The organism is Nostoc sp. C117, assembly GCF_043099735.1.
GTDB lineage: Bacteria > Cyanobacteriota > Cyanobacteriia > Cyanobacteriales > Nostocaceae > Nostoc.
This window is the reverse complement of record NZ_CP170990.1, coordinates 26,836-52,047: the sequence shown is the minus strand read 5'-3', so window position 1 is coordinate 52,047 and position 25,212 is coordinate 26,836. Positions and strand designations below refer to the sequence as shown.

Genomic DNA, 25,212 nt, shown 5'->3' with positions numbered 1-25,212 from the left:
TCATGGTGGGGAGCGATCGCACTAATCATTGAGCGTCTTTTGTCTTCTTAGTAAGTAGTGCGTGAGGTGGAAATCCTTCTCGTAATAGCTGGTGTTCATTCATGAAATCGTTGTCTAGGATTCCATAGCATTTAGTCTTTTGGGCTATTTCCCTTACAAAATCATCGGTGAAGACTACTCCAAAATAAGTACTACCTTTAAACCGCTCACCTATCCAAGTTGGATCAATTAATTCTTCATCATTATTTACTAGTCAAGCATGGGATACAGCTATATCAATATCATCACTAATAGCAAATCCCTCACAGTAGTTTAGGTTTGGATACCTCAACAATCCTTTTAAGCAGTTTTCAAAGCAAGCTTTAAGTTCACCTTTAAATGGTGATTTGACCTGAGTTACAAAAGGTTTCCCATAATCTAAAACTAATCGTTGTGTACTTTTGTATTGAAAGTCAGAACGTGTGTTAAGTTTATCAATCAAGTCTGCTTGTTCTTTTAATATTGCCAACAGACGGTCTAGATTATTCATTATTAAATTTATTATTTAATATTAATTCAATTAATTTTAACTAAATATTAAACCACCAATACTTATGAACTCCTGTCAGTTTTGACCCAGCTACTGCGTGTTCATCAGCCCATGTTAGTGTACTACCATCCCCACACTCATAACCATCCCCACCAAATTTACTTACCCCCTCTTCTACTACTTGCATCATCACTTTAATAATCATTTTCTCAGTTACAGAAATATTATAATGTTCTAATAGTAAAGCTTTGATATCTTTAGTACAAACATGGTCAAAGAATCTAGGCTTTTCTTGAAGAATACTAATAATTAAATTTTTTAATTCTTCTGCTTTCACTGTCTTAAAATCCCTGTTGTTCTAAATTCTTTAGTTTTTCTAACTTGCGATTTAGGAGTGAGGCATCAGTTTCTGGTTCACCATTGTCATCTGCTGTACGTTCCTCTTTCAGCCATTCCAACAGTTCGGCTTTTGGACGAAATGACATTATAGGGCGCTTCTGGTTGTAATTTTCTTGAGCTTGGTAAAGTGCATCACGGTTGGCTTCATTCCATCGCTGCTGATTAGACTTAGCAGAAGATTTGCTTTGTGAAAACTCTGGCATAACTTCAATTTTGAGATAGCCTCCTTGACTTTTGAATTGCCAGCGACTATTGTAATGTTCAAAATGTTTTTTTGCCCCTCGTTCAGTCTTCCAGCGCTTGCACAAATATAAATCTTTATTAGTCCAAGCATATTCAGTATCACAGCTAAATGTGTATAGCCAACCTAAAAGCTTATCTTCTTTAGTATAACAACGGTATCCGTAGTACATCAGTCAAAGTTTTTAGTATTATTTAGATGGTAAATAGTTCTTTGTCATTTTCACTGCCAGAGTATTTTTTATCACGAAGGATTACTTTTATGGGAGATTCACTGCCTGCAAAATATTTTTTAGTTTTATCCAACAGTTCTTCTAAATCATTGTCTTCTAATATTTTTAAAGTTCTGACGAACTCAGGACGATTTTTGAAAGTAGTCGTTGGTACTTTTAGCATCCAAACATTACTCCGAGCTTTCCTAGAATAGTCGGAGTAAATCAGAATATACCCCCAGTTTTTAGCAAATTCTAGAATCTTATTTTTAAGCATGAGTAGTTATTCATGTCTGTTTTATATATGTTAATAGAAGTTAAATTCCTAGCACAACATATTTTAGCCATCTTTAACTCAAGTACGGCTTAAATTTTTGATGTAAATCCTCATCAGATACACTAGTCCACTCCTTTACCTTTCCCCAAGCTTCAGTAAAAACTTCTTGGCATTGCTCACTATTACTTTGTTTCCAAAAAATACATGTATTTTTATTGCCAACTCTTTTGAAAGCTGTGCTGGAAGGCATGGTTTGAGGTAAAGCGTAAGCTGAGATAGTTACTTTATCGTTAGATAATTTTTGTTTCTGGTCAATCGACCATTGAGGTTCTTCGCCTTTTTTCCACTGAGTTTCGCGTGGAAAGATACGCCAATCTGTGACCTCAAGAAGAACACGATATTGTTTACCGTGAAATGTATGTTTAAAGGTATGAGCCATAGTAATTTAGTTAATAGGTTCGTGTTCGCTAAGATATTTTTTGATAATTTGCTTAATCTCTGACTCCATTACATCCATGTGACCATCGACATCAGCATACCAGCCGTATTTATTTAGTATTTGAATGGCAGCTTCTACTGCTTCTTGAATAGCAATTTGACGTTGACCTTCAGGAGTAACAAGATATGCTTTATATTCTTCTTCTTTCTTCTGCTTAAATGCTAATGATTTATCTATAATTGCCTGTGCTTTTTCTATCGAGCAAAGAAATGTCGCGTCAATTATTTCTATTCCTACCTCATATCCTTTTGGGTTGTAGCGTTTCCCGTTTTTTAACGTGACATACCCAGTGGGAGAAACTTTAGCTATTTCTTCAATTTTGGCTTTAGATCCTCTATTATCATCGTGATAAAATACGCCTATTTTTTGATTTGGTTTTAGTTCTGTGGTGTCCATCAATTAAAGTTGTAAATATTTATTTGAAGAGTTATAATTATGTCAGATTAGCTCATTTTTTTAACTTATTGTTCATCTACTACCTCTTCTACACTTTCAACTTTCCAATCAGGTGGTTCTCCAGACAATGCAGATTGTGCCGCCTCATCTTTATTTTCAGCAGTCACCTCTATCTCGAAATATTCTTTCCTTGATACCTTTACAACAAAATTTTTCATATAGCAGTCCTTAATTTTAGTGTCAATTAGTAGGATTATTGGTCACGACATCAAACTCAGTTCCAATAGTGCTTCACTTCGGGTTAACAACTTGTCAGTGTAGGGAGATAGCCAACAAACCCCCGGCTGTTGTGGGTTGTCTTCCTTACACCATCCGGCATCACGTAGCTTTTTTGCTTCAGCGTCACGTTGAATAATCCGTGCCATAATTTCTCTGGCCTGTGCAAGCGTATCCACCCGCCGCAGCTTAGTCTTTTGACTGCTGCTTACTTGAAACGGGGTTGCCCCGCTTCTATCTTCAACCAACCAGCCTTTACTAGTGTTACTCCGTCCGGGGATACCGTTAGAGTAATAGGTATTACGAATGTAAAACCTACCATCAGGAGTAAGATATTCACCTGCCTCAATACGTTGCAGTTTCATGATGCTTCTAATAGGAATGGTCAGAATCTGCGATTGCTTACTCTATATATTGTACATAGTAAACTATGTATTTACAATCTCTGTGTTGAGTTCACTAACATCTGCAAATATATTTTTACGATGTCAGCGCAAGGCTTTCATTGCTCTTTGAATACGATCGCTTTTGTGAGTCTGACATAATTATGATTCTTTCCCACCCATTACTAGAACTGGCTCAATCCAGACTAATTTTCTTTGCTGTCTGCCTTCTCCGTAAGGTTGATTGCGTAAGAAGCCTCTGCGCCAATGAACGCTCTTAGTACCATGTGTACCGCTACCTTCACTACTTTGCGTCCCTTCACGCTTGAGTTTATATCCAAGTCCTAACCAAAGCGGTTGGTAGAAATCTTGTGCTTGGGCTTTGCCAAAACCTTTATTCACCCTGACTAGTTCGCTTTCTTTGTCTACAAGTTCCGGGCGGCACTCCATAATCAAAATCAATCGCAATAAAATTGAGTGCAGATATTCATTAAATCCTTTGACTACCTTGGGGTCAATATCTTCAGAATCGGTATAAGTAAGTTTTTGTGCATCAAGTTTAAATCGACGGCAAAAGGAACTAGAACCATCGGTTGCTGCCCAATAAAGGATATTAGTTTCACTATCGTAATGCCAAAAAATAGCATCAACGCTCCTATTTTCAGGAGAAAAAATCACACCTTTGGGCAACATAAACATTCCCGTTTTCATTGCCCAATTTAAACTGTCAATTTCAACAGTTAAAACCGATTGCATGAGTGCTTCGAGCAAGTCTTTGTTGACCCAATATGCCGGACATTTTGCAATACCTACTTTAAACAAGGTGTATAGGGTGATGTAAATCGATTCTGCGGGATTAGTTCTTAATTGGTGCAGTAGTTTTTGTTCCTCCTGAGAGTAATAAATATCTGCAACAAAACCGCAAATTTTCTCATAGCTTTCGTAACCGTCTACAGGCAAGGTAGGACGAATAACAATTTCTTTATACCAACCTTTAGGTTTTTTGCTCATGCAGCACGCCTTGAAAACTCTTCACGATGCCATTGTAGAGAATCCCTTCTAGGATAATACTCCTGCTGGGCGGGTAAGATGATGCGATCGCCTGCCATATCCCGCATTGGTTTGGCGTTGGGTGAATCTTCCCGCAGGTTGTCAGAGACGATGATAGTGTAATCGTCGTTGATAGTGAACCAAAAGCGGTCAAATGCCCAGTGATGATTTTTGCATAGTGACAGCCCGTTATCAATGCGGTCATCGTAAAACTGGGAGAATGGTTTGATGTGTGAGCCATCAACAATGTTCTGACCGAGTGAGTCGAGTATTTGCAATCCGCAAAAGGCGCAAGTGTGGTTGTAACTTGAGACAACAATTTTACGGAACGCACCATCTCGGACAATTACAGCTTGTTCATCTTCTAATTCCTCTGGCTGGTAGACCTTACCGCCGGAGCGTTGCAACTGGTCTTGTAGTTCAGCAAAGGCGTTGACTTGTAATAATGACTCGATATCCTGTGTACGCTCGTTAAACCATGAATTAATGAGTGTGTGGGTTAGTACAGTGCGTTCGCTCTCTTTTTGCAGCAGTGACCAGAGTTCATCATCAAGGTAGGCGTACTCAACTGCTTGCCGAATAGCCCCAGGAGTAACAATTTTTGCTTTAGATGTAACCGTTAATTCAAATCCAAGATTGGGTTGGAAATGCCAAAAGCCATCGCTTCTAAGGTAAAAAAACGGTTGCCCAATATCTGGTTTGCGTACTGGCTCTAGGTGACTCCAAAGTTTAAGAAATGTGGCGATGAGTTCAGCCGATAAAGGAATTTGGTTTCGCCTAATCTCCCCTTGGCTGATCAGCTCGATAATTGATAGCAACAAAATGGGTTTATTCGGTGCAACTCCACTAGAACGGGATACCCTGAGATTGACAAACTTATTGACGTAGTAGGCGAGATTTTTCGTCATTATTCACATAACTGTATAGGTCGTTTGCCATCTGCCACAAATTCTTACTGATTTACTCAACTAGAGCTAGAGCAATTTTATTGGTTCTTGGCAACTTTTGGTGATCTTGGTTGGGGCAAGGCAGAAGGCAGAGGGCAGAGGGCAGAAGTCGGAAGGGTAGAAGTAATAAATTCAAGCTTTGAGTTTGTTTAAGCTAGCAACTAATATACTTTGCATTTCCTCGACCTCATTCAATAGGGGAGTGAAAAGGTTTTTGTCAGCTAAATCTACTTCTTTAGCTATGATTAATTGGGTATCAAGTTCTCTCAAAGAGCCTAATGCAATATGTAAAAACTGTATGTATTCTGGCTTTGAGCGCCTTCCATAGCCTTCAGCTATATTGGATGCTACAGATACAGAAGAACGTCGGATTTGGCTGGTTAAACCATACAATTCTGATTGAGGAAATAGGCGGGTAAATTTATAACAATTGATAGCAAGTTGAACCGCCCTTTGCCAGATAAACTGATTTCTATAACTCATATAATCAAGTGTAAATTGTCAAAATTTTCTCCTCAAATAGCCAACAAAAATCGTCGTTCAAGTAAATCTATTTTGGCGCGACCATACATCTGTCGCTTTAACATTTTCAAGCGATTAATATGGCCTTCAACTGGGCCATTACTAACTGACATAGTTACACCTGCTTTCACAGCATTGTAGTCAGACTCTAAACTAACAGCGAAGGAGCGCAACAAAGAAACAGAGCTGTTTTTAGCTTTGTTGAACCAAGCATCGAGCTGCTCAGGTAGGCGTTGACGCACAAGGAATGCAAACTGTTGAGCTAGTTCAATAGCTGACTTCAAATCAGAATGGGCTGTTTGTAGTTGAGCGATGATTTCACGCTCATTAGGCTGTATTAATTCTGGTCGTCGCAAGACTAAAGCTGTGACGCGACTGGGGGTGAGAGGACGATGGGAGGAAGAACTAACCCTAGGGGACGCATTTTTCTTTGAACACTTTGCTGGCCCAAATCCGGGCAAGGTCTTGAGATAACGAGTGAAGCGAGCGACCGTGGCATAACCACCGATATAGCCGCAGGTGCGAATTTCTTCAAACAGTTCTTGGGTGTTGTGGTTCCCGCTATTCCAGCGACTGAGGAGGTAATCATGATAAGGGTTGAGAAGACTCAGACCGTGGTCGCTACGTTCACGACGTTCGGTAAAAGTTGAGCTACGCAAGTAATTGAATACGGTAGTTTTAGAAACTCCCAGCTCTTGAGCGATTGCTAGCCCTGAGAAGCCAACAGACCGCAGTCTCCAAACTTGCTCATGGATTTCCCTCCGTCTATCCCGTGCTTTGGCGGATTGAACTTTTCTTTTTAAAGATGTGTTTTGGGGAAACCTTGGCACAACTGAACTTTTATTAGTCTCAGCAATCATGGAAAGGTTATCGGGGAAAGGCAGAGAGCAGACGGCAGACGGCAGAAGGTTGGTTTGAGGGTTTTCCTGTGCAGCCAATCCGTCTGTATTCTCTGCCAAAAAGGGTTTAAGACCCCCAGCCAAGTTTTGAATTTCAGTGGTCTGCAATTGGGTGGGGTATGTATCCCCATCCAATTCCCCAATGCCTTCTTCAAGTGCTGTTTCCACCTCTAAATGCACTTTAGTATTAGTACTAAATACTTGTTTCTCCACTTCTTTAAGTACTTTGGCGTGAATACCAAAGACTTGATAGAGCGTTTGAGATAAGTTCTGCAATAAGTGAAAACGGTCTGCAACTTGAATGGCTTCTGGCGCGCCTTGACGAATACCACTTTCATAAGTTTTTGACCGATCTCGTGAGACGACTTTGACACCAGGGTGAGCTTTTAACCATTCTGCTAAGGTTTCAGCTTTTGCGTCTTTGAGTAGAGCGATTGGTCGGCTACGTTCCAGGTCAATCAATGCTGTGCCGTAAGTTTTGCATTTGCGAAAACAAAAGTCGTCTACCCCAAGAGTATGTGGCGTTACGATTGATGGCAGTGGGATTGAGCGGACTAAATTTAACAGTGTGTTGCGAGAAACTTTTATCCCCCATTGCTGTGAGAGTCTTACCCCTGCTGCACCACCCACAGATAAACCAATTGCGCTCAGTCGTTGCGCTAAACGCTGAGTCCTTCGCGCCCAAGGTGCGGTTACACTTGTCAGCCTTTCGGTAAAAATACGCCGTTTACATAAAGTGTTAATGCAAAAAAACTTTCGCACCCGTAACTGTAGGGTAATACTGTAATCAGCCCAGGGCAGGTCTGTTAACTTACGTTCGTAGCGGCTATGAATTCGGTGAGTTGGGTGGTTACAAACTGGGCAATTAATGACAGTTTGCATCGCAGAGACAATCAACGTAATCGTCCCTTGTACTTTGTCAAATTGCCATCTCTTCAGTTGAAGGTTTGTTGTATCAGGTAACAGGTGGTATAGCAATTCCATACCAAAAGTTTGACGGAGTAAAGTTTGAAGTTAGTAATTCAATTCTATCCCTTCCTCCTTCTTTTTTTCCCCCCTTCTGCCTTCTGCCCTCTGCCCTCTGCCTTCCCCCAAGCGAGATCACCAAAAGTTGCCAAGAACCATTTTATTGTTTAAAATAACCGCTTTAGCAGTAGTTATTGGTGTATAAGGCATTACATCTTTGCAATAAAACAGTGGGTGGCCGGGATGCAAGTTATATGTCACTCGCTGGTAGCCTAATCCTATGAGCGATCGCACTGCGTTATCACTCAGCTGATCCCACCCTAACGACTGCAAAATACCCACAGCATAGGCGTGGACATTTTTACGACCTTGAGCGATGGCACGTTCTCGTCCCTTGCGCTCAACTTCAAACACGGCATCGGTTAGTTGACACACCCCAGCATGAGTTAGCAGCGACCCGCTTTTTCCCCCTGACTTGAGTGAAAAGACGTGGTAATGCAGGTTAAAGTAAACCGCTACACGCTGACCGTAATAGACGGTTGGCCGAATGATGCTAAATGGATACCGATGAGTCATGATGTATGTGTAGCTACAACCCGCATATTCTACAGCAAATATTAGCTTGCTAATACTGATAACCGTAATGCAACTGATGTGTTTACAGATACTGAAAAGCTAGGCTTTAGCCGAAAGTAATGAGTATCTAAAAATACAATGAGCGAGTCAAAGTTTTTGGCGATTGACCCGAAGTTAGAGGATTACTGGCGGGCAATTATATTGTTTGGTAAAAACGTTGCCTGTTATAAATTTGCGTTGGCAAAGTCATTGTTAGAATTAGCACCGCAGGGTAAAACTACTATCACCTTGGAAGATTTAGCAGAACCGTATTCACGTTATGTAGTTGAACACATACAGAAGTGTGATAGGCAACATCAAAAAACTGACCGCCCGTATCCTTTTATTGAAGCGTGCCGACAGTTTAAGGCGGGTGCGATCGCAAAAGACGAATTGCTTGAGATAACGAAGAATAAAGGATTTGATGTGGTGTTGGGTGCGTTCCATAATGTTGGATCTGGACAAGTACCCATAAGTTTTTACCACAAGCCCAGGAAGCGCAAAGAGATTATTGTTAAGGATGAATTATTTAAGTTATTAGAAACTGAGCAATTTCATAATTTATTACCAGAAGTGGATGCAAGGTGGCAACTTGTAGAGACTGCTTGGGATTTAGATATTTCACGCAATCTCCTAACTGTAAACTACGACTCAGCCCAACAGTTGCTATTTACATTTGGCGAAGGCAAGCGGCGGGTAGATATTACCTCATGCCGGGATGCCCTCAACGGCTATCAAAAAGGTAAGTGCTTTTACTCATTTGCAGATATTTCGATTGAGTCAGGTTCTAAAAACCTAACCGATGTAGACCATTTCTTTCCTCACTCTTTGAACGAATTTATACCAAACATCGATGGTGTATGGAATTTGGTGCTGTCATCCACAGAATGTAACCGAGGCGAAGGGGGAAAATTTGATAGGCTCCCTGACACTAAATATTTAGAACGCCTGCACAATCGCAACGAATTTTTGATTACCAGCAACCATCCTCTACGCGAAACACTTATTCAGCAAACGGGCAACACGGAAGAAAAACGGCACTATTTTTTGCAGTCCATATACAATACAGCACAAACACTTTCAGGAACTGGAAGCAATAATGGCTGGAAATCAAAGTTTGAATATCCAGTAACGTTCTAAAATAGCAGGTGCAACGTCTGGTTTCCAAAAAAAAATATGCGCGAATATCGCTGCACCCGTAACGCCCTCTATGCTCATGACTGCACTGGGCGCGATGACCTGAAAGAACGCCAGGGTCATTACATCTGGGCAATCAACGAAGAAGCTGCATGGCAAGAAATGGCACGGCGGTATCCAGAGGAAACCGCAGAAGGGTTTACTGTCCAGGAGTGGGAAAGTTTTGACGTTAAGGTGGTGGAAGTAAGGCGGGATGAAAATGGGGATATTATTGCTTGATGGAAACTCTGAATTGGATTGACAAATCTGCATGGGCAGACGGTGAATGGCAACAAGAACCTGACAGAATAGAATGGGTTTATCTGGGATTCCCTTGTTTAATAGTCAGACAACATGAAGGTACTTTCTCTGGGTACGTGGCTATTAATAAAACTCATCCTTATTATGGTAAGGATATGGATGATAATGAATTAAAGTTCATTCGGGTTCATGGAAAAATCACATTTTCTGGAGGAACTGACCAAAATGAAGACCCCAGAGCAGTTTGTCATAAATTATTACCAAAAACCGCTAATGATTGGTGGATAGGATTTGATTGTATGCACAGTGAAAATGTTATCCCAATTATGGTTAATTTTTTTAACTTGAGAGATAGCACCTATAAAAACATCGAATATGTGAAAAACCAAGTTGAAAATTTAGCAGAGCAATTAAATAACTTAAAAACAGAATAGATGATGTTATCAGGTAGTACAGTTCTCAAACATGAGAGCAAGGTAACAAAATATAATAAAATTGAATAACATCCATATTTTAACTATTAATGATTAGCTCATTACGGCTGCTAAATTTTAAAGCATTTGAAAATCAATTGGTTGAATTCAAATCGCTTACCCTGCTCTCTGGTTATAATAGCACTGGTAAATCCTGTGTGTTGCAAGCACTATCACTGCTGCATCAATCTTACCAGCAAAATTTACTACAAAGCACTGGTTTATTGCTCAATGGTAATTTGGTAAATATTGGTATGGCACAGGATGCTTGGTATGAAAATGCAAAAGAAGATTATGTAGGATTTGAGCTTAGTTTAAAAAACGGAACTAAAGGAATTTGGCACTTTAACTACAACTCCTTAGAGAGAGAAGCAAATTTTTTAGAGAGTGGATTCAACTCTGTTGATGCCGATGTTTATCAGTCAAGCATTTTCAACGGGCAACTTTATTACCTTCAATCAGAACGTGCAACAACTGCATCAGGAATCTTAAATTACCAAAGGCAAGAACTTAAACAAATTGGTGCGCTTGGCGAATATACAGCACATTTTCTCTATACATACGGTAGTCAACCAATCCCTATCGCCGAACTCGCTCACCCGCAAGCAAAATCAACAAATTTGATAGACCAAGTTGAAGCATGGATGGGAGAAATAAGTTCTGGACTACGCATCCAAGTTGACGCACATCTAGATATGGATTTGGTTAACTTAAAATTTAGTGATCATATTGGATACGGCATTGCTTACGTTTTACCAATTATCCTAGCAATCCTCGCCTCCAGCAAAAATCGTGAATGCTCCAATGCCAAAGGTAACTATTCCTGTTAAAGACAATCTACCTAACCTTTTTGCAACTTTTGCAAGCCTATTTGCTTTTGATGAAGGTATTACCTTAACACTCTCTAGTTTTTGTAATTTTTTGGTCATATAACATTCCTTTTTAACTGCGAACACTAACCTTTCAATTCATCTGCACTCTGTCATTTGTTCTAGAGATTACAACTAGTAAATCTAATAGCTTACCTGTCTGCAATTTTAAGTAATACGGAAGTTTCCCCCCGACCAAGACAATAGAATTACCCTTGACTCGATGCTCTATTCCTTAAACCATTTTTAGTCAATTATGTTTAATGTAATGTTAAGACAGCGATCGCACGCAAGTTTTCCTCTAAGAATGGGAGCGATCGCAATTATTTTAGTGGAGCTTCAATTTATATTCCCTATCCTGGGGTTCGTATCCATAGACTTCATCAACTAAGCTTGAATTTGGGTTTGAGGCTGTCTTGTTTGTGTATTGCTAGGTGTATTTAACTTCCGGGATAATGCCAACACATTCATAGCAAACTGCTGATAAACTTCTGGAGACTTATTCATGAAAATAACTATTGCATTTCGATGGCTGTAGATAGCTAAATACCGCCGTTTATTAGTTATTGCATAGACAATTAGGGCTATTGCAACAAGTAAAATTAAACCTAGTCCAGAAGAGTTACTGAATGCACCCAAAGCTGAAAAAGCTAGGAATCCTCCAAAACCCAATAATGCATAAATAGGGGCTTCTAATGTTTCTACTGAATCAATATTTTGAATGCGTATCCAAGTCTCTCTCTTTTCTAACCCAGTTTTTGTTGTTCCTTGAAGGGTGTCACCTGTAACTTTGACAAGAATTGTTCCTCTTGCTGGCACTAATACATTTCCCCATACTTGGGCAGGAGCGCCTGTAATTTCCGTGACTTGCTGGTTAGTTCTCATGTTTGTATTACCGTTCATTAGATGCCTCGCCTGATGTTTAAAATTGCTGTCAATAGTTTTGTTTTACGTGTTAAGGAGATTTGATGATCTCAGTTAGGAGAACAATCCCACTCATTTTCTAAAACAAAGACATTTTCGTTTATAAGTCCTCCACGTGGGGAGTATAAATCGCCTTTAATATAAATGACTGTGTTGTTTTTAATTATTTCTTTAGTTATTAAACTCCAAGATGTTCCAATATAACTTTCGCCCCTCCAATCAGGATGAATATCGTTTGGATTAGGGGTCGAGAGAATACGAGATTGATTATTTTTAGGAACACAACCAATATTTACCTTTGTTGAAGTTTCTTTATTTATCTGTTCCTGAGAGATATCTGTCCTCTCTTTTGACTCAGGAAAAGTATATTTGGAGCCAGAAGTCTCGCGCAACACAATATGCTTGGGTGCTGAACTTAATTTTTGGGAAGTAAGTTGATATTTTTTTCCATCAAATTTGAAGACTCTCCAAGCTATTTCTCTTGGTTCATAAGTGAACACGGGGGCAGCAATATTAATCCAACCTTTACTACGGCTGGGAAGTATGGCTACTTGCAATTCACCTCGTGAGGTAAATACATACGAAATGAAGCGATAATTATTACCGTTTTTTTGATAAATATAGACAGGACAATGACGATTATTACAAGGAAAGCCCTTTTGAATGCTAACAAGAGTTTCTTTAGTGCCGTCTTGATTTAAATCTACTTCAGTATATTGAAATGTAATATCTTTTTTAATCTCATTCAAATCAGCATCTGTAAATTCTTTATGAATAGTCTCTGTGATTGCATTGACCAGGTTAGAATTTGGTTGACTGGCTGTTGTTTTTTGAGCCTGAACTGGTAGGAAGCTTACACCCAAAACTGTTAAGCTTGTCATCATCCCAAGCAATGTTTGTCTCTTCATCAATTACTCACCTTTCTAATTTCAGGCTGAACATTGAGCGGACGGAATGTGAACTGACTACTAAAAAGGTCAAGCGCGATCGCTATCCTCTTAATTCATGTACACGCTGCCATTCCTGTTGTGTAACTTTTTTGTAATTTGTAGCGTTCGGCTGACGAATTACAATCAAATTTTTCAACACAGGGTCTTGTTTGAAGTTTTCCCTCAGCAGTGGCTTTTCTAACAGCTTGATGGTAGTAAAGCGAATTTTGGAGTAGCTTTTATTCAGGGCGCGACTAGACCGAAGACATTAATCAGACGAACTGTGATGGCAGACTTTATCAGCACTAAAACCCCTATACGAGTTATCAGCTATGAATTGCTCCTTTGGCAAACTTCTGGAGAATTCTAGAGCTAGGATGGTCAGCTAAAGAGACAAGCTTGTTTGCTAAAGCAATAGGAATGAGAGAGCTATCGTACATATCGCACTTGAGCTTCTCAATGTTAGTTAAAATTGCACTCAAGTTTCGGAAGTCTGCCTCTTTAGGATTCGTCATATCCCTTGAAGTTGGTAAGGAAACAATATACATTCCACCTGCTAATGTCTTAAAAATCAACTTATTACTGTAGTAAGTTGTAGAGCCATAAGGTTTTGTTGGGTCAGCTTTACCAGGGAGAATGTACTTGTAGATGTAATCATTATTCAGAATTAGTACAGTTCCCTTTTCAAGCTTTTCGGAGATTTCATCAGCGTGTTCTACAAAAGCACCACTCTTTTCCAATCCAGCCAGGTATAAATTGTGATGTTTAAATAAAAAGTTGACAAGCGATCGCATTGGACTGTGCATATTTGCTGTTTGTCCGAAAAAGGCAAGCGGGCCATCCTTAACAAACAAGATTTCTTCCAGCAAAGCTGGCTTTATTTTAAGGATGAGTCGAATGAAGTGAACTAGGATAATCTGCTCTAACGTAGTCATCAAATATCCTAAAATACCTCCAGCGCCTAACTCTTCATCAATAGCTTCATGTAGCCTGAATACATCTGTTAAAAAAATTTCGGTGCCGCAATTATTACAGGAAAAAGTATAGTCATTAGTCATTTTTTCTAGGTGAAGGGGAATACCTTTATTTCTGCAAACTGGGCAGCTTGCTAAGTTCTTAGTTGGTAAACTTACATCATATTCCTGAAAAATGAACCATCTTAGTGTTGCAATCAATTCCTCATTGTCTATCTTCTGGCAGAAAAAGTTATGAATAGTTCTACGTACCGAGTCTACAAGTGTACTCTCACTTTTAAATTGGATATTGCGAACAGGCAGAGTTAGTTTTAAACGTTGAATCTGCTTTAACTTCGCCATATCATCTGGGTCTATGAAAGGCTGTTTACCGAGTCCATCAAGGTCGTCAATGCTAAAGATAAGTGCCCCGATTTGGAAAAAGCAGACAGTTGACGAAGGAAAGCCTGTTTGTACAGCTACCTCGGTATAACCCCCATCAATGGCAACAACATTACGTATCGGATTTTTAGCTACAGGCTGATAAATTAGGCGATCGCAGTCATCAAGCGTAACTTCTGAAGCTAACTTAGGAAGATTGCACTGCTTAAGAAACTCCTGTAGCGATTGGTCATTAATTATATGACTATGTGCAGACTTGCTGGCGTACTCAGACGGACGCCGCCCATGCTTGCTTGTATATCCCATAAACTACTTGCTTTCTTGATTATTTAGAGAAACGGTCAATTTGGGTAGGCACTACAAAGGCATTGGAGTAGGTTTTCATGCGTACAAAGCCTTTGTCGCTATCCGCACTAAACCTCACTAGAGATTCAGTAAAGTCTCCAAAGTCATAATACTTTTTAATTTCTTTTGTCTCGTCCTCGTTATTTAAGTGAGCAATGAACCAATTTTGAGTATTTTTCAGAATGTTGGAACTTATTGAACTGACTTCCTGAGTGGCATAAATTAAACCAAGATTTAGCTTTGCACCCTCTTTAGCAATCCGGTTATAGACTTGGCTTAAGTCCTTATCGTCCTTTTTAGGGAAAAGATTGTGAGCTTCTTCAAAGTAAAACTGAATGAAGTTATTAGATATATTGTGGATGAAGCGATTCATTGCATCAGCAAAAATCTGTCTGCAAATGCGCTCGGAATATAGGCGCTGAATTTCTGGATCACCCTGTGACAAATCTACAATGATAATCTGACCTTTGCGAAGCTCCTCAATAATTTCTTCCTCAAAAGGCTTGCCAACTGTTTCTGTATGAAGGATAGCAATATCTCGTAATTTTATATAGCCATTTATAGTTGCTTTACCAGTGGGTTGAGTCTTACGTGTCAGAAAAATAAGTAGAGCTTTTAAATCCTCATCAGCCCACTCATGTCCCTTATCTTTTTTGTATTTACTGAAGAAATCATTATTGTAGTTTTCCCAAATAGTAGTGAACCAATTGCTGGCTTCCTCAAGTGATATACCTTTGCTTGGATCTATACTTTCATCTTCCTTGACTAATTGATTGAGTTCCTTTCGTCCATCAAACTTAACTTTAAAATTATCAGGAACAATAAATCCAGCTTTATACAAGCAGCATAAGTACGCAGCTTTTTTCCGCTCATATCGCGTAGTCGCTGAAAAATCTGTTTTATCCTTTAGTTCTTGAAGGTCAATCGACAAGAAACTTTTTACATAATCGGCAGTTTCTAGTCCTAAATGGCTTCGTATTAATTCAAATCCAGATTCTACATCTCTGTAGAAATTTACCTTCATCACTTTGAAGCCATCTTTATTAAGAGTGCTGTACCGGATAGTTCGCTCTCTGTATATCTCAAATATGGCTGTACCTTCATCCTGCATATTTGCATTTGCATACTCGCCATTAATATCAAATATGATTTGACCAACTGGATACTTTGGTAAACCATCATCAGTCAAAGGTTCTAAGTTCTCTGCGGCAGTACCGTTTAACTTACTGTTGAGTGCATAAGCAGCCTTATCGCTCATTAAAACAGTAGCTTGAATGACCTTTTTAACTGTATTTGACTTACCTGTACGGGTCATTCCAAATAGGGCAGTACGTTTACCAAGAAAGTCTTTTGGACTCACAAATACAGGTACATCATCTTCCTGTGCTTGGAAGCGAAGACTAGAACTGTAGCGAACCTTGCCAATTTTGATATCAGTTGGTTTACCTGTGATCCCCTCTTCACGGAAGTTGACTATAAGTTCTAATACGTCTGGATTTGGCTTAATTACTCTATAGTTATGAGCGCTATAAAAGTTTTCAACGTCAGCACCAAAACGTGTATATCCCTTATCATCCTTATAAAACGTTCCTAAAATTCTGCATTCCAGACCAGAAAAACTAAATTCATATTTTGTGTAGCTATCTAACTGACTTTCTTTACCATTCGTCTTTAAGTTATCTTTATAATATTCAATCATCGAACTGATAACATCATTATCAGTTGGTAACTTAGCTGGTTTCACAACCCTGAGAAGCAATACCTCATAAACATTATCTTCATTCTCGTAATAAGCTAATAAAAAAGACCCTTGAGGAATTCCCTTAGCTTTCAGCTTCCAAGAGTCAGCAACTAAGATATATGCTTTTTCATAATCAATGTGAAAAGGACGCCCAATAAAAATACCAGTTTCTATATTACCTGTATTAGTATTTCTTTTAAATAAATCAACAGATGCAATTTTGGCTATTATATTGGTAAAACTTACTGTCATAAATAATGCCTAGAGAAAATTTATGTTTTTAGCACTACAAATTCCAAAGATTCAGAGAATATTATTTAGTTTGCTAAATACTTATGCAACAAATCCGTACCTGGATCGCCCATCTCGTGCAGCTGCGCCTCAATCTTTTCCATTGCCAAAGGCGACGGTTTAGAGCGTCCATTTTCCCAACGGTTAATTGTGGGGTAAGTGACACCTAAAGTAGCTGCAAACTGTTCTTGCGTTAGCCCAGTCAAAAGCCTGAGTTCACGAATGAGCTTGCCAACTGCTGGCTGGTTGATGACTAGGGGCTTTTTTGTGACCATCTAGCTTCTGAACTCAAATAATAAACTTGATGTAACATTTGATATATCATCTGACACATTTTAACTACATCAAGGCTGGTGCGCTCTCCGCGAATACTCGGAAATTTTTTTGGCTCAACAAGATTCAACGCAGTTTTGTTCAACTGAAAAGGTAAGGTATAGAATGCGATAACTTCGTTAAGCTGCGCGGATCGCACCCCATCACCTCTACCAACAAAACAAAATCCCCGCATTTAATCGGCGGGAACTGTGGCTTTCTCGCAGTTTTATCGATACAAATGTACTATAAACTGTGGCGAAAGACAAGCGATTACACTTCGGTAGCAATGTGTAGATGTGTAGCAGCTTGTCTCTCCATCATTAAAGTTGTTAACAAGTTTCATACAGGAGAATTGGGGAGCGATCGCCTTTAGAAAATTCTTAGAGGAAAAGATCGCCTCAGCTTTTCCCATAACCGGAGGCTGATTGCACTTAACCCTGTTGTGTCACTTTAGGCAGAGGAAAAATAGAATTCAGGGTGAGCCAGGAAGGTGAAAATTGGATAAGTTAGCCTATAAACAATGGATTGAAGTTGAGAAAAACCCAAAGAAAGCTGAGGAATGGGAAAAACTGTTAACCAGGGATATATGAGGTTAAATAAAACGAAAGGTTGAATAACTAAACGCAGATTGTTGAGAATATTCTTCCAACCTTTACCATTATCCCACCAGGGGTGAGAAGCGAATGCTGATTGAGAATCTGGAGGAGAAGGACGCAGAGATTCTGAATGAAGACTAACCATAAGGTAGGCACTACAAACAATCTCCCACCAGCGTTCAATATCTTCATAGCGAGTAAAACGATAATCAGCCCAACCTAATTCATTCTTACTTTGTTTTAAACCATATTCTACCCATGTTCTTAACCCATAAAAATTCCCAACCTCTCTAGGTGTGATGTCGGGATATTTGCTCATCACATACCAGGTAGAGTTTCCAGGTAAGTTATCCGTGTCTGTAGTAATTTGCCAATACTTATGTTCTCCACGTTTGCCGTGAATTATTTCTCGAATAAACCGATTCTCACTGCTTAAGTCAGAGAACACCCTTTTAAACCTTTGCCACTTTAAGTATTGAGTGTACTGCCCTTTAAGTAAGTCTACAGAATGGTTTGAGCGAATCGCCACTAAATAATTTAAATCAAGTTCATCTAGCACTGATATGAAATTCGTCCCACTCTCTCCATATAAACTATCAGCCAGTACCAAGTTGAATTTGAACCCCATTAACTGTAGCTTTCTGATTAGCATTGCCCCAATTTGAGGCTTAGTCAGATATTTATCTCCTGGCTTTAATTTTTCTCTTGGCTTGTATACTTCAAACAGTAGTGGAAAAGTCATCCCACAGAACACACCATACGCGGTGACTGCCACAACTCCATTCTCTACTTTTCCTAGATTGCCTATATACTGCCGTTTCACATAGTCTGTAGTGTTACCTTTCTTTTTATCTCCTGTTTCATCAATAATTAAAATGATTGGTCTACCTTTTAATACCTCTAAAATTAATTTCAATCGCAAAGCTCTTAACTGTTCTACTGACCATGATGATGTAGTTAAGAAATGGTGTAGTCCTTGATAGTTATCTAGTCCAACAATTTTCGCTATTTCAGGTAGACTTTTCCGTTTTAAATCAGAAATACATCCTATATGTAGATATTTGAAAGCTTCAAAATTCCTAACATCTGAAAACAGGTTTTTATACCACAAGCAATATTCATCCACAAACTTCACGGTTTTAATGGGTGAACGAGGCTCTACCATGCTCTGTGTCTTCGTTCTAGGTTTTGTACATTATTATACTACCGCGATAGTGACACAAGAGGGTTAATTACCTTAAATAACATAGCAAAGCCTTTGATATATAAGGCTGATACAGATTTTATTCAAGCCCACAGCCTGATAATCTGACTAAGCGATAGCTAGCAAACCAGTATTTATACTTAGAGAATTGATTTTTTTTGATTTTTTTTGGTCAAATTTTATGCTAATCTTTGTCCTTTCTTTGCCACTATCTTTTTGCCAAGAAAGATACTGGGACAAGCAACATTGGGATTTACTTATGGCAAAAGGCAACCATATATACATAGATTGTAGTGCATTTACTCATCATGGTATCGACTGCGGTGATGGAACAGTCATACATTACACAAAGAGAGAAGGACACAAAGGTATTATTGCCTGTACTTCGTGGGCTGCTTTTGCATCAGAAAGAAATGTAAAAGTAGTGGAATATGGTAATTGTGATTCACCAGATGTGGTAATTCAACGAGCCAAAAGCCGATTAGGAGAAAATGCTTACAACTTATTTGGAAATAACTGTGAACATTTTGCTAGATGGTGCAAAACTGGTATTCACATGAGTGAGCAAGTTGATCGTGCAGAAGCTTATGCTGGAGGCGCAGCTGGAAGTACAGGTACAGCAACGGCAATAGCAGCCGCTGGTGCTGCGGCAGTGCCAGTAGGAGTTGCAGTTACCAGCGGTGCTGGAATTATGTCAGGTTTAGCTACAGTAGGTGCAGCTGTTGGTGGTGGTGCTTTAGCAGGTATTGGTGTAATTGGCGCAGCACCAGCCGTTGCTGCCAAAATGGCTATGGATCAAGTATTAAAAGATGACGAGTATTTAACTGACGAAGAACGCCAGGCTCGTGAAATGGGAAGGAATGCAACAACCATTGGTGCTGTTGCTGGCACTGCGGGAGTTGTGGGAACAGTTGCTGCTGCTGGAAGTGTTGCTGGTGTGAGTGCGGCTGGAATTACCTCTGGATTAGCTGCAATTGGTGGTGTAGTTGGAGGTGGTATGGCAGCAGGTGTAGTTATTGCTGCCGCTGCTCCAGTGGCTGCTGCTGCTGGATTAGGGCTTGGTGTTTACCATTTATGCAAATGGCTATCAGAGTAACAAACTATCATTTGAAAAAGATTTGATGCCAACCCACAGGTGATCGTATGGAGCATCTGCTGAAAGATTCTTAGAGGAACAAGTTGTACCCCTGGAGCGATCGCCCCCTACAGCTGCTCCATCTTCACCCCTGCCACTTCCATCATCACCGTACTAATTGGCACAAGTCGCCCCACAGTTGTGTAGTGACTATTTCCCACAGGTGTTGTAGTTGAGCGCTCCCGAAACCGCCGCATGGTAATCAAAAACCACTCCCGCGTCTTTGGCATCGGCAACCGATACAAAAGCCGAGTGTTGACAAAGTAATAAAATAGCCAGTCTGCTTCAGTGTACATAAAACAGCCGGGGGTTCCACGTTCTAAATTGCTGTGGGTTTCAAAGAATAAGTTACGAGTTTTATTCCACCTATCGCCCTTAATCTCAATCAAAATTTGGCTATTCTGTGTTGTCCAGATGAGGTCAACATCTCTGCGTTGGTAGTCTGGGTTATCCTCAACATTAACAACGCTGATGGTTTCTGACTTTCCCCACAACCACGCCTCAATGTCAGTAGCCGCCTGATTAGCTACCTGCATCGCGTCATCCATGCTGTAGGCGTAGGTCATAGTTCTAGTTCCACCATTAAAATTTGTTAGTACAATTGTATTGCTAAGTTGATATAGAAAATTGAGTTATGCACCTTCTGTGGTTTCGTCGAGACTTACGTTTGGCTGACAACGAAATTGTCACCTTAGCGTCTGCCAATAATGCCGCAGTTTTACCATTCTTTATTATTGACCCTTGGTTTTATCAATGGGTTGATGTAGGTAAAGCACGGGTGCGGTTTTTGTTTGAGTCTTTAGAGAATCTAGATAGTAATTTACAAAAATTAGGTAGCAAATTAATATTGTTTGAAGGTAATTCTATAGAGATTATACAAGAATTAACTCAACAGTTAATACAACAGGGACATAGACCAAAACTCTACTTTAATCGGGATGTACAAGTCGAATATGGTGTTAGCCGAGATAAAAGTGTAGTTAATTTGTATCAAGCATTAAATCTCGATTATCATTTGGGGCTAAATAACTTTTTACAATCACAAGATAAACGTGAGCAGTGGTTTAACGAATATTACACTTATCAAAGACAATCTGTTTACCCAACTCCCACTAGTATCAACACTCCCTCACTTTCTCTAAACGTACCTCAAATTACATTTCCAGAATTAAAACAAAAGTATTCAGCCTTTTGTCAAACAGAACAGATATATTTTATTGGTGGAGAAACACAGGCACAAGCTACATTAAATTCATTTATTAAAAGTAGATTTAATGGCTACCACTGGAAACTTTCACGCCCTTGGTTAGCACAACAAGGCGCAACATCGCATTTATCACCACATCTGACTTTTGGTACAATTTCAACTCGCATTGTTTACCAAGAGACTAAGGCAAGGGCAGCAGAACTTACAAATCAACCCAAGGCAGAATTTTCCTTAAAAGCTTTTCGTGACCGTCTACGCTGGCACGATAGTTTTACACAACGCCTTTATTTTTACCCAGAAATAGCTTACAAAAACCGCTACCCGGAATTTGATGAATGGTACACACCCCTAGAGCTACCACCAGAAAAACAAGAACTGTTTCATGCTTGGCAGCAGGGAATGACAGGCTTCCCTCTCCTAGATGCCAGTATGCGACAACTAAAAACTATGGGTTGGATGAATTTTCGCATGAGGGCGATGTGTGCCACATTTTTAACTATCAACTGTGGTATTTCCTGGCATCACGGCGCTAGACATTATATGAACTATTTAGTAGATGGAGATTTAGCAATTGATAATTGGCAGTGGCAGATGCAAGCTGGTGTTACTAATCCCTTAAGTGATACTTTTCGCATATATAACCCAAATAAGAATATTCCAGAAAAAGACCCAGACCTCAAATTTATTTACTATTGGGTAAACGAACTAAAAGATTACGATTACACTCTCTCAGAAATTATTTTAGGTAAATATATTGGCACTAGTTCTTATCCACAAACTATTTTAGATTGGGCTAAAACCCGCAAAGTTAACGGTAAAATCATCTCTGACCTTCGTAAAAAAGTAAGAGAAAGGTTAACTCTCCAAGGTGGAACAGAATATGAAAGTGCAGTTGCAGCTAAAGAAACAGTCAATAAATACTGGCAGCACAAAGATAGACAGTACAAAGAATTCAAGGAATTAGAGGCAGAACTAGAGTAAACCAATAGCGGGTTTTAATACTGCTAATCACTGCTCTCCATCTTTGTATAAAAATCTCACAGTCCGATGGCGTATCCGCCTTTTCCAGTGGCGATCGCCTTTCATAAAATCAAGCGAGTCAAAGTTGCACACTTTCTAGAGCGATCGCCTTTACAGAATACAAGCGAGGAAAAATTAAACGAGGTAGAGGAGCAATCGCATAAACTAACTGCTGTCGAATACTTATTTTGTAGCAGGTGGGGTGTCAACTCGCTCGTTGAGTTCTCGAAGTTGTTGATTTAATTGGCTCTGTCGTTTGAGCAAAATTTCCAAATCTTGCTTCGTTGCTAAATCTGCCCTGTTAACCGGAATAAGTTGATTTAGCCTCTCTAGGCACGTATTCAAGCCAGCAGCAAATTCATAGCGCGTAACTGGGCGCGAACCTTGATATGTACCATCAGGATACCCAGATAGGCAACCTGCTTGGGGAGCTGTGTTGTGCCCGTTGCTTGGTGTTTGTGACAAAGTTTTCGATGGATAGAAAATAATTGTTGCTAGTGCCAAGGTAGTTGTAACGGTGGCGAATGGGAGCAAGCCAGCAATTGAGGACATCTTAAACATTGGTCGCAGCTACAAGCCATTTACTCCTTCACCTTATCAAATTAATATTCGGCTTTCAAACTTGAGCTTAATTCTTAAAGTAGATGAGAAAAAGAATCAAAAATGCATATACTGCAATTATCAAGCAATGAATTAATAAGCCCCTAGTTTTAGACCTGCTAGGAGCTTTTTCTTAATTTGTTATCTATTCAACTAAGGTGTATATCATAAGAAGTAACAGCATTCATACTCTAGGCTATTAATAGTTGATTCTGCTGGTAGATTGAATGTCAATATTTAGATTGCTATTGTGTATTTGTCAGTTAAAAAACGTTTATCAAATTAAAACAATGAATATTCTTGCTTGGATTGTTTTAGGTCTAATTGCTGGTGCTATTGCAAAGGCTATCTACCCCGGTCATCAAGGCGGCGGAATTCTCGGAACAATCATATTAGGAATTATTGGTGCTTTTGTTGGTGGTAGTTTGGGTGTATTCTTCAGTACAGGAACCTTGACATTAGCCGCCCCGACACTTAGCATTCCTGGTATTGCAGTAGCGGTTCTTGGTGCAATTGTCGCTGTTTTCTTGTGGAACGCGTTAACTAGCCGCAGTGCTTTGTAATCAATCAAATTGGAATTAATTAATCGTAAAAATCAGGGAACTCATTTCACTATATTTTCTCCCTGAATTTAAATAAAACAATAGCTCTTACCTATATTTAGGTAGGCGCTAATATTATTTGCGGCAACGTTTACAAGTTGCCTTAAGGGCGATCGCCCTTCATAAATTCTTAGAGGAAAAGTTGCACACTTGAGGAGCGTAGTTTACCGCCGCAGGCATCGCTGTTTCTCAAGCAGTACACTTGTTTACAGGTAGATGCCCTCGGTGCAATGCTGAGTTTGACCGGGACTGGTCAGCACGGGTGCATTGGGATTGCCCAAACTCAGAGTGCGCCTGGATGAATGGATGATACTGTGTAGAGCGATCGTCTACGACCGACCGTAGGTCATCGCAATCATGATGTGCCTTCGGGCTTTCGTTTCGTTTCCAAGCTGATTTTATGAGTGAAACTAATGCTGAATATCAAGCCAGACTTGATGAGATGATTAGGGCAGGGAAGCTAAAAGCGGAATATAAAGACATACTTTTAGAAATCGGTGAGCTTGGAAGCAAGGCTTGTGCTTTAAGATTAATTTACGGTCTTGGGTGGGGGGAAGATGCCAATCAGGTCGTTATCAATGAATACGAAATACATGATAAAAACGGTAATTTTTTGTATTTAACTTTGTTAGAAGCGCGTGACTACCTTCGGAATTTAATTGCTGAAATTGAACAAGATTAGTTAATAGTTTTTGGTCTAATTGCTGCCAACGCCCAACGAAAGAATTAGTGTTATCTCTTCATAAGCGGGTAATATTCCGCTAATTTAGTAGTGATACGAACTTAAGAGTGCTTGAATATCTTCTGGAGTTGTCCAGATTTCTAAAGCCTTCAGTAACCACTGTGCATCTTCATTTTTTAGAGATTTAATGTTTTTACCGTTGCAGTAAATAACTAGATAAATACTGTTATCTGTATAATCATGAACCGGATAATCATAAGTATAAACCGGAGAGTTTTTAACTTGTTTTTTAGTCATTAGACCGAAATTAGGCGAAACAACAATGTTTCTAATTCTCTAGAATCACTACCAGATTTAGCATTTACAAAGTGGCTGGCTAGGATTTAAGGATACCGCTTAAGTGCGATGGCGTAACCACCCACCGTAGGCATCGCACTTAAAAATTCCAGGGAGGAAGCGATCGTTTGCTTCAAAGCAGTACACTGGTACTATGAAAATTCCCGACTGCGATCGCTGTCTCCTCTACTCACATGATCCTCACCTCGTCTGTGCCGTACATCCAGCAGGGCCACAGGGGGATAGCTGCTTGGACTTTCGACTTGACCCCAACGCCGAAGTAGAGGAAGTATGGCAACCAGAAGGCGCAAGCTACTACAACGGCGAGTTGATTTTGCAACCACAGCAGCGGCGGACGCAACAGCAACAGCTAGAGCTGCTAGATACCCATCCTATGTTTACTGGCAAGTGTCCTCAATGTGGATATGAGTTTGACCGGGACTGGTCAGCACGGGTGCATTGGGATTGCCCGGAGTGTGGCTGGATGGATGATACTGTGTAGGGCAAGTTGGCAGATGATACATTGGTCAGTTATCATTTCGTAGGTTAATTGGGCGGATGTCGCGGATCTTGAGGGTTCTTTTGCCTGCGTTATCGTCGTCATCAATCGTGACCAGGTATTTCACGACCGTATGGTTTGCATTTCCACCAGTCACGGTGACAACAAATGCTGAGTAACTGTTAGTGTTTGTGCCACAACCACTTCGGTCATGAAAGGTTTGATTCCATTCACCAATATGGACACCCTCGCCTCGTGGCTCATCACCACTTTGTTTAATTTCATTGAGGAGAGCTACTTTCAGTTGAGAAAGCTTTGATTTTTTATTACTCAGCATAAGTTTAAGAAACTGATTGCGATTAAACAGGTCTTGGTTACCGCCGTTGCTGCATTTATCTTCGTAGTTGGCTTGAGCTGAATTCGGGCTGGTCATCACCAGTGC

33 protein-coding genes are annotated in these 25,212 nt (G+C 39.8%); 10 read left to right on the top strand and 23 right to left on the bottom strand.

Features of this window, described 5'->3' with window-relative positions; all coding sequences use genetic code 11:
- Positions 1 to 253: 253 nt before the first annotated feature.
- The 13 genes from ACFG4S_RS01575 to ACFG4S_RS01515 all read right to left on the bottom strand — a co-directional run bounded on the left by ACFG4S_RS01575 (position 254) and on the right by ACFG4S_RS01515 (position 8,171).
- A complete protein-coding gene (locus ACFG4S_RS01575; RefSeq protein WP_392530154.1) occupies positions 254 to 529 on the bottom strand; it encodes a hypothetical protein in 276 nt (91 codons plus the stop codon).
- A gap of 40 nt (positions 530 to 569) precedes the next feature.
- Positions 570 to 866, bottom strand: a complete 297-nt coding sequence (locus ACFG4S_RS01570) for a hypothetical protein (RefSeq protein ID WP_163926634.1) — start codon at positions 864 to 866, stop codon at positions 570 to 572.
- A 4-nt stretch (positions 867 to 870) separates the two neighbouring features.
- Complete coding sequence (locus ACFG4S_RS01565; RefSeq protein ID WP_392530153.1) at positions 871 to 1,341, bottom strand: hypothetical protein; 471 nt, start codon at positions 1,339 to 1,341, stop codon at positions 871 to 873.
- Between the two features lie 22 nt (positions 1,342 to 1,363).
- Positions 1,364 to 1,564 (bottom strand): hypothetical protein, encoded by a 201-nt coding sequence (locus tag ACFG4S_RS01560; protein WP_392530152.1) that lies wholly within the window; start codon positions 1,562 to 1,564, stop codon positions 1,364 to 1,366.
- A 166-nt stretch (positions 1,565 to 1,730) separates the two neighbouring features.
- On the bottom strand, positions 1,731 to 2,096 hold the full coding sequence (locus ACFG4S_RS01555) for a hypothetical protein (protein ID WP_392530151.1): 366 nt from the start codon (positions 2,094 to 2,096) through the stop codon (positions 1,731 to 1,733).
- A gap of 6 nt (positions 2,097 to 2,102) precedes the next feature.
- Positions 2,103 to 2,552: a hypothetical protein gene (locus ACFG4S_RS01550; RefSeq protein WP_392530150.1), complete on the bottom strand. Its 450-nt coding sequence runs from the start codon at positions 2,550 to 2,552 to the stop codon at positions 2,103 to 2,105.
- A 65-nt stretch (positions 2,553 to 2,617) separates the two neighbouring features.
- Positions 2,618 to 2,770 (bottom strand): hypothetical protein, encoded by a 153-nt coding sequence (locus ACFG4S_RS01545; RefSeq protein ID WP_392530149.1) that lies wholly within the window; start codon positions 2,768 to 2,770, stop codon positions 2,618 to 2,620.
- 42 nt (positions 2,771 to 2,812) lie between these two features.
- Positions 2,813 to 3,193: a hypothetical protein gene (locus ACFG4S_RS01540; RefSeq protein WP_392530148.1), complete on the bottom strand. Its 381-nt coding sequence runs from the start codon at positions 3,191 to 3,193 to the stop codon at positions 2,813 to 2,815.
- 180 nt (positions 3,194 to 3,373) lie between these two features.
- Positions 3,374 to 4,222 (bottom strand): hypothetical protein, encoded by an 849-nt coding sequence (locus ACFG4S_RS01535; protein WP_392530147.1) that lies wholly within the window; start codon positions 4,220 to 4,222, stop codon positions 3,374 to 3,376.
- Positions 4,219 to 5,169: an HNH endonuclease gene (locus ACFG4S_RS01530; protein WP_392530146.1), complete on the bottom strand. Its 951-nt coding sequence runs from the start codon at positions 5,167 to 5,169 to the stop codon at positions 4,219 to 4,221. The genes ACFG4S_RS01535 and ACFG4S_RS01530 overlap by 4 nt, the downstream gene beginning before the upstream one ends.
- A gap of 171 nt (positions 5,170 to 5,340) precedes the next feature.
- Positions 5,341 to 5,691, bottom strand: coding sequence for a four helix bundle protein (locus tag ACFG4S_RS01525; RefSeq protein ID WP_094343524.1), 351 nt, complete (start codon positions 5,689 to 5,691; stop codon positions 5,341 to 5,343).
- A 32-nt stretch (positions 5,692 to 5,723) separates the two neighbouring features.
- Positions 5,724 to 7,613, bottom strand: coding sequence for an ISL3 family transposase (locus tag ACFG4S_RS01520; RefSeq protein ID WP_392529995.1), 1,890 nt, complete (start codon positions 7,611 to 7,613; stop codon positions 5,724 to 5,726).
- 117 nt (positions 7,614 to 7,730) lie between these two features.
- Positions 7,731 to 8,171: a hypothetical protein gene (locus tag ACFG4S_RS01515; protein WP_392530145.1), complete on the bottom strand. Its 441-nt coding sequence runs from the start codon at positions 8,169 to 8,171 to the stop codon at positions 7,731 to 7,733.
- 138 nt (positions 8,172 to 8,309) lie between these two features.
- Between ACFG4S_RS01515 and ACFG4S_RS01510 the strand changes: the two genes are divergently transcribed.
- The 4 genes from ACFG4S_RS01510 (at position 8,310) to ACFG4S_RS01495 (ending at position 10,950) form a co-directional block, all read left to right on the top strand.
- Complete coding sequence (locus ACFG4S_RS01510) at positions 8,310 to 9,350, top strand: HNH endonuclease domain-containing protein (protein WP_392530244.1); 1,041 nt, start codon at positions 8,310 to 8,312, stop codon at positions 9,348 to 9,350.
- Positions 9,351 to 9,386: 36 nt separating this feature from the next.
- Positions 9,387 to 9,626, top strand: a complete 240-nt coding sequence (locus ACFG4S_RS01505) for a hypothetical protein (protein ID WP_392530243.1) — start codon at positions 9,387 to 9,389, stop codon at positions 9,624 to 9,626.
- A complete protein-coding gene (locus tag ACFG4S_RS01500) occupies positions 9,626 to 10,081 on the top strand; it encodes a hypothetical protein (protein WP_392530242.1) in 456 nt (151 codons plus the stop codon). Before ACFG4S_RS01505 ends, ACFG4S_RS01500 begins: the two co-directional genes overlap by 1 nt.
- Positions 10,082 to 10,218: 137 nt before the next feature.
- Positions 10,219 to 10,950 (top strand): hypothetical protein, encoded by a 732-nt coding sequence (locus ACFG4S_RS01495; protein WP_392530241.1) that lies wholly within the window; start codon positions 10,219 to 10,221, stop codon positions 10,948 to 10,950.
- A gap of 426 nt (positions 10,951 to 11,376) precedes the next feature.
- On the opposite strand, the gene ACFG4S_RS01490 is transcribed toward ACFG4S_RS01495, so the two are convergent.
- The 5 genes from ACFG4S_RS01490 to ACFG4S_RS01470 form a co-directional block, all read right to left on the bottom strand.
- Positions 11,377 to 11,892 carry a hypothetical protein gene (locus tag ACFG4S_RS01490; protein ID WP_392530240.1) on the bottom strand — a complete coding sequence of 172 codons (516 nt, stop codon included), beginning with the start codon at positions 11,890 to 11,892 and terminating at the stop codon, positions 11,377 to 11,379.
- A 71-nt stretch (positions 11,893 to 11,963) separates the two neighbouring features.
- A complete protein-coding gene (locus ACFG4S_RS01485; protein WP_392530239.1) occupies positions 11,964 to 12,821 on the bottom strand; it encodes a hypothetical protein in 858 nt (285 codons plus the stop codon).
- A gap of 347 nt (positions 12,822 to 13,168) precedes the next feature.
- A complete protein-coding gene (locus ACFG4S_RS01480; RefSeq protein WP_392530238.1) occupies positions 13,169 to 14,503 on the bottom strand; it encodes a NurA domain-containing protein in 1,335 nt (444 codons plus the stop codon).
- A 19-nt stretch (positions 14,504 to 14,522) separates the two neighbouring features.
- On the bottom strand, positions 14,523 to 16,535 hold the full coding sequence (locus tag ACFG4S_RS01475) for an ATP-binding protein (RefSeq protein ID WP_392530237.1): 2,013 nt from the start codon (positions 16,533 to 16,535) through the stop codon (positions 14,523 to 14,525).
- Between the two features lie 65 nt (positions 16,536 to 16,600).
- Entirely contained in the window at positions 16,601 to 16,849 is a 249-nt protein-coding gene (locus ACFG4S_RS01470) for a helix-turn-helix domain-containing protein (protein WP_392530236.1), read from the bottom strand.
- Positions 16,850 to 17,127: 278 nt separating this feature from the next.
- Between ACFG4S_RS01470 and ACFG4S_RS01465 the strand changes: the two genes are divergently transcribed.
- The gene (locus ACFG4S_RS01465) at positions 17,128 to 17,262 is read left to right on the top strand and encodes a hypothetical protein (protein WP_392530235.1); all 135 of its coding nucleotides are present in this window, start codon (positions 17,128 to 17,130) and stop codon (positions 17,260 to 17,262) included.
- Between the two features lie 77 nt (positions 17,263 to 17,339).
- Here ACFG4S_RS01465 and ACFG4S_RS01460 read toward each other — a convergent pair whose 3' ends face one another.
- Positions 17,340 to 18,650 carry an IS701 family transposase gene (locus ACFG4S_RS01460; protein ID WP_392530234.1) on the bottom strand — a complete coding sequence of 437 codons (1,311 nt, stop codon included), beginning with the start codon at positions 18,648 to 18,650 and terminating at the stop codon, positions 17,340 to 17,342.
- Positions 18,651 to 18,870: 220 nt separating this feature from the next.
- On the opposite strand from ACFG4S_RS01460, the gene ACFG4S_RS01455 reads away from it, so the two are divergent.
- On the top strand, positions 18,871 to 19,785 hold the full coding sequence (locus tag ACFG4S_RS01455) for a lecithin retinol acyltransferase family protein (RefSeq protein WP_392530233.1): 915 nt from the start codon (positions 18,871 to 18,873) through the stop codon (positions 19,783 to 19,785).
- A gap of 107 nt (positions 19,786 to 19,892) precedes the next feature.
- On the opposite strand, the gene ACFG4S_RS01450 is transcribed toward ACFG4S_RS01455, so the two are convergent.
- Entirely contained in the window at positions 19,893 to 20,390 is a 498-nt protein-coding gene (locus tag ACFG4S_RS01450) for a hypothetical protein (RefSeq protein WP_392530232.1), read from the bottom strand.
- Between the two features lie 68 nt (positions 20,391 to 20,458).
- Between ACFG4S_RS01450 and ACFG4S_RS01445 the strand changes: the two genes are divergently transcribed.
- Positions 20,459 to 22,012 carry an FAD-binding domain-containing protein gene (locus tag ACFG4S_RS01445; protein WP_392530231.1) on the top strand — a complete coding sequence of 518 codons (1,554 nt, stop codon included), beginning with the start codon at positions 20,459 to 20,461 and terminating at the stop codon, positions 22,010 to 22,012.
- Between the two features lie 222 nt (positions 22,013 to 22,234).
- On the opposite strand, the gene ACFG4S_RS01440 is transcribed toward ACFG4S_RS01445, so the two are convergent.
- A complete protein-coding gene (locus ACFG4S_RS01440) occupies positions 22,235 to 22,603 on the bottom strand; it encodes an S-layer homology domain-containing protein (protein WP_392530230.1) in 369 nt (122 codons plus the stop codon).
- 338 nt (positions 22,604 to 22,941) lie between these two features.
- On the opposite strand from ACFG4S_RS01440, the gene ACFG4S_RS01435 reads away from it, so the two are divergent.
- Positions 22,942 to 23,214 carry a GlsB/YeaQ/YmgE family stress response membrane protein gene (locus ACFG4S_RS01435; RefSeq protein ID WP_392530229.1) on the top strand — a complete coding sequence of 91 codons (273 nt, stop codon included), beginning with the start codon at positions 22,942 to 22,944 and terminating at the stop codon, positions 23,212 to 23,214.
- A 439-nt stretch (positions 23,215 to 23,653) separates the two neighbouring features.
- Positions 23,654 to 23,935: a hypothetical protein gene (locus tag ACFG4S_RS01430; RefSeq protein WP_392530228.1), complete on the top strand. Its 282-nt coding sequence runs from the start codon at positions 23,654 to 23,656 to the stop codon at positions 23,933 to 23,935.
- Positions 23,936 to 24,019: 84 nt separating this feature from the next.
- Here ACFG4S_RS01430 and ACFG4S_RS01425 read toward each other — a convergent pair whose 3' ends face one another.
- Entirely contained in the window at positions 24,020 to 24,232 is a 213-nt protein-coding gene (locus ACFG4S_RS01425; RefSeq protein WP_392530227.1) for a hypothetical protein, read from the bottom strand.
- Between the two features lie 193 nt (positions 24,233 to 24,425).
- On the opposite strand from ACFG4S_RS01425, the gene ACFG4S_RS01420 reads away from it, so the two are divergent.
- Positions 24,426 to 24,773: a hypothetical protein gene (locus tag ACFG4S_RS01420; protein WP_392530226.1), complete on the top strand. Its 348-nt coding sequence runs from the start codon at positions 24,426 to 24,428 to the stop codon at positions 24,771 to 24,773.
- 25 nt (positions 24,774 to 24,798) lie between these two features.
- On the opposite strand, the gene ACFG4S_RS01415 is transcribed toward ACFG4S_RS01420, so the two are convergent.
- The gene (locus ACFG4S_RS01415; protein WP_392530225.1) at positions 24,799 to 25,203 is read right to left on the bottom strand and encodes a hypothetical protein; all 405 of its coding nucleotides are present in this window, start codon (positions 25,201 to 25,203) and stop codon (positions 24,799 to 24,801) included.
- Between the last annotated feature and the right edge of the window lie 9 nt (positions 25,204 to 25,212).

Coding starts and splice junctions, on each gene's coding strand:
- ACFG4S_RS01575 (WP_392530154.1), bottom strand. CDS start 529: ATGAATAATCTAGACCGTCTGTTGGCAATATTAAAAGAACAAGCAGAC.
- ACFG4S_RS01565 (WP_392530153.1), bottom strand. CDS start 1,341: ATGTACTACGGATACCGTTGTTATACTAAAGAAGATAAGCTTTTAGGT.
- ACFG4S_RS01560 (WP_392530152.1), bottom strand. CDS start 1,564: ATGCTAAAAGTACCAACGACTACTTTCAAAAATCGTCCTGAGTTCGTC.
- ACFG4S_RS01555 (WP_392530151.1), bottom strand. CDS start 2,096: ATGGCTCATACCTTTAAACATACATTTCACGGTAAACAATATCGTGTT.
- ACFG4S_RS01550 (WP_392530150.1), bottom strand. CDS start 2,552: ATGGACACCACAGAACTAAAACCAAATCAAAAAATAGGCGTATTTTAT.
- ACFG4S_RS01545 (WP_392530149.1), bottom strand. CDS start 2,770: ATGAAAAATTTTGTTGTAAAGGTATCAAGGAAAGAATATTTCGAGATA.
- ACFG4S_RS01540 (WP_392530148.1), bottom strand. CDS start 3,193: ATGAAACTGCAACGTATTGAGGCAGGTGAATATCTTACTCCTGATGGT.
- ACFG4S_RS01535 (WP_392530147.1), bottom strand. CDS start 4,222: ATGAGCAAAAAACCTAAAGGTTGGTATAAAGAAATTGTTATTCGTCCT.
- ACFG4S_RS01530 (WP_392530146.1), bottom strand. CDS start 5,169: ATGACGAAAAATCTCGCCTACTACGTCAATAAGTTTGTCAATCTCAGG.
- ACFG4S_RS01525 (WP_094343524.1), bottom strand. CDS start 5,691: ATGAGTTATAGAAATCAGTTTATCTGGCAAAGGGCGGTTCAACTTGCT.
- ACFG4S_RS01520 (WP_392529995.1), bottom strand. CDS start 7,613: ATGGAATTGCTATACCACCTGTTACCTGATACAACAAACCTTCAACTG.
- ACFG4S_RS01515 (WP_392530145.1), bottom strand. CDS start 8,171: ATGACTCATCGGTATCCATTTAGCATCATTCGGCCAACCGTCTATTAC.
- ACFG4S_RS01510 (WP_392530244.1), top strand. CDS start 8,310: ATGAGCGAGTCAAAGTTTTTGGCGATTGACCCGAAGTTAGAGGATTAC.
- ACFG4S_RS01505 (WP_392530243.1), top strand. CDS start 9,387: ATGCGCGAATATCGCTGCACCCGTAACGCCCTCTATGCTCATGACTGC.
- ACFG4S_RS01500 (WP_392530242.1), top strand. CDS start 9,626: ATGGAAACTCTGAATTGGATTGACAAATCTGCATGGGCAGACGGTGAA.
- ACFG4S_RS01490 (WP_392530240.1), bottom strand. CDS start 11,892: ATGAACGGTAATACAAACATGAGAACTAACCAGCAAGTCACGGAAATT.
- ACFG4S_RS01485 (WP_392530239.1), bottom strand. CDS start 12,821: ATGAAGAGACAAACATTGCTTGGGATGATGACAAGCTTAACAGTTTTG.
- ACFG4S_RS01480 (WP_392530238.1), bottom strand. CDS start 14,503: ATGGGATATACAAGCAAGCATGGGCGGCGTCCGTCTGAGTACGCCAGC.
- ACFG4S_RS01475 (WP_392530237.1), bottom strand. CDS start 16,535: ATGACAGTAAGTTTTACCAATATAATAGCCAAAATTGCATCTGTTGAT.
- ACFG4S_RS01470 (WP_392530236.1), bottom strand. CDS start 16,849: ATGGTCACAAAAAAGCCCCTAGTCATCAACCAGCCAGCAGTTGGCAAG.
- ACFG4S_RS01465 (WP_392530235.1), top strand. CDS start 17,128: ATGTACTATAAACTGTGGCGAAAGACAAGCGATTACACTTCGGTAGCA.
- ACFG4S_RS01460 (WP_392530234.1), bottom strand. CDS start 18,650: ATGGTAGAGCCTCGTTCACCCATTAAAACCGTGAAGTTTGTGGATGAA.
- ACFG4S_RS01455 (WP_392530233.1), top strand. CDS start 18,871: ATGCTAATCTTTGTCCTTTCTTTGCCACTATCTTTTTGCCAAGAAAGA.
- ACFG4S_RS01450 (WP_392530232.1), bottom strand. CDS start 20,390: ATGACCTACGCCTACAGCATGGATGACGCGATGCAGGTAGCTAATCAG.
- ACFG4S_RS01445 (WP_392530231.1), top strand. CDS start 20,459: ATGCACCTTCTGTGGTTTCGTCGAGACTTACGTTTGGCTGACAACGAA.
- ACFG4S_RS01440 (WP_392530230.1), bottom strand. CDS start 22,603: ATGTCCTCAATTGCTGGCTTGCTCCCATTCGCCACCGTTACAACTACC.
- ACFG4S_RS01435 (WP_392530229.1), top strand. CDS start 22,942: ATGAATATTCTTGCTTGGATTGTTTTAGGTCTAATTGCTGGTGCTATT.
- ACFG4S_RS01430 (WP_392530228.1), top strand. CDS start 23,654: ATGAGTGAAACTAATGCTGAATATCAAGCCAGACTTGATGAGATGATT.
- ACFG4S_RS01425 (WP_392530227.1), bottom strand. CDS start 24,232: ATGACTAAAAAACAAGTTAAAAACTCTCCGGTTTATACTTATGATTAT.
- ACFG4S_RS01420 (WP_392530226.1), top strand. CDS start 24,426: ATGAAAATTCCCGACTGCGATCGCTGTCTCCTCTACTCACATGATCCT.
- ACFG4S_RS01415 (WP_392530225.1), bottom strand. CDS start 25,203: ATGACCAGCCCGAATTCAGCTCAAGCCAACTACGAAGATAAATGCAGC.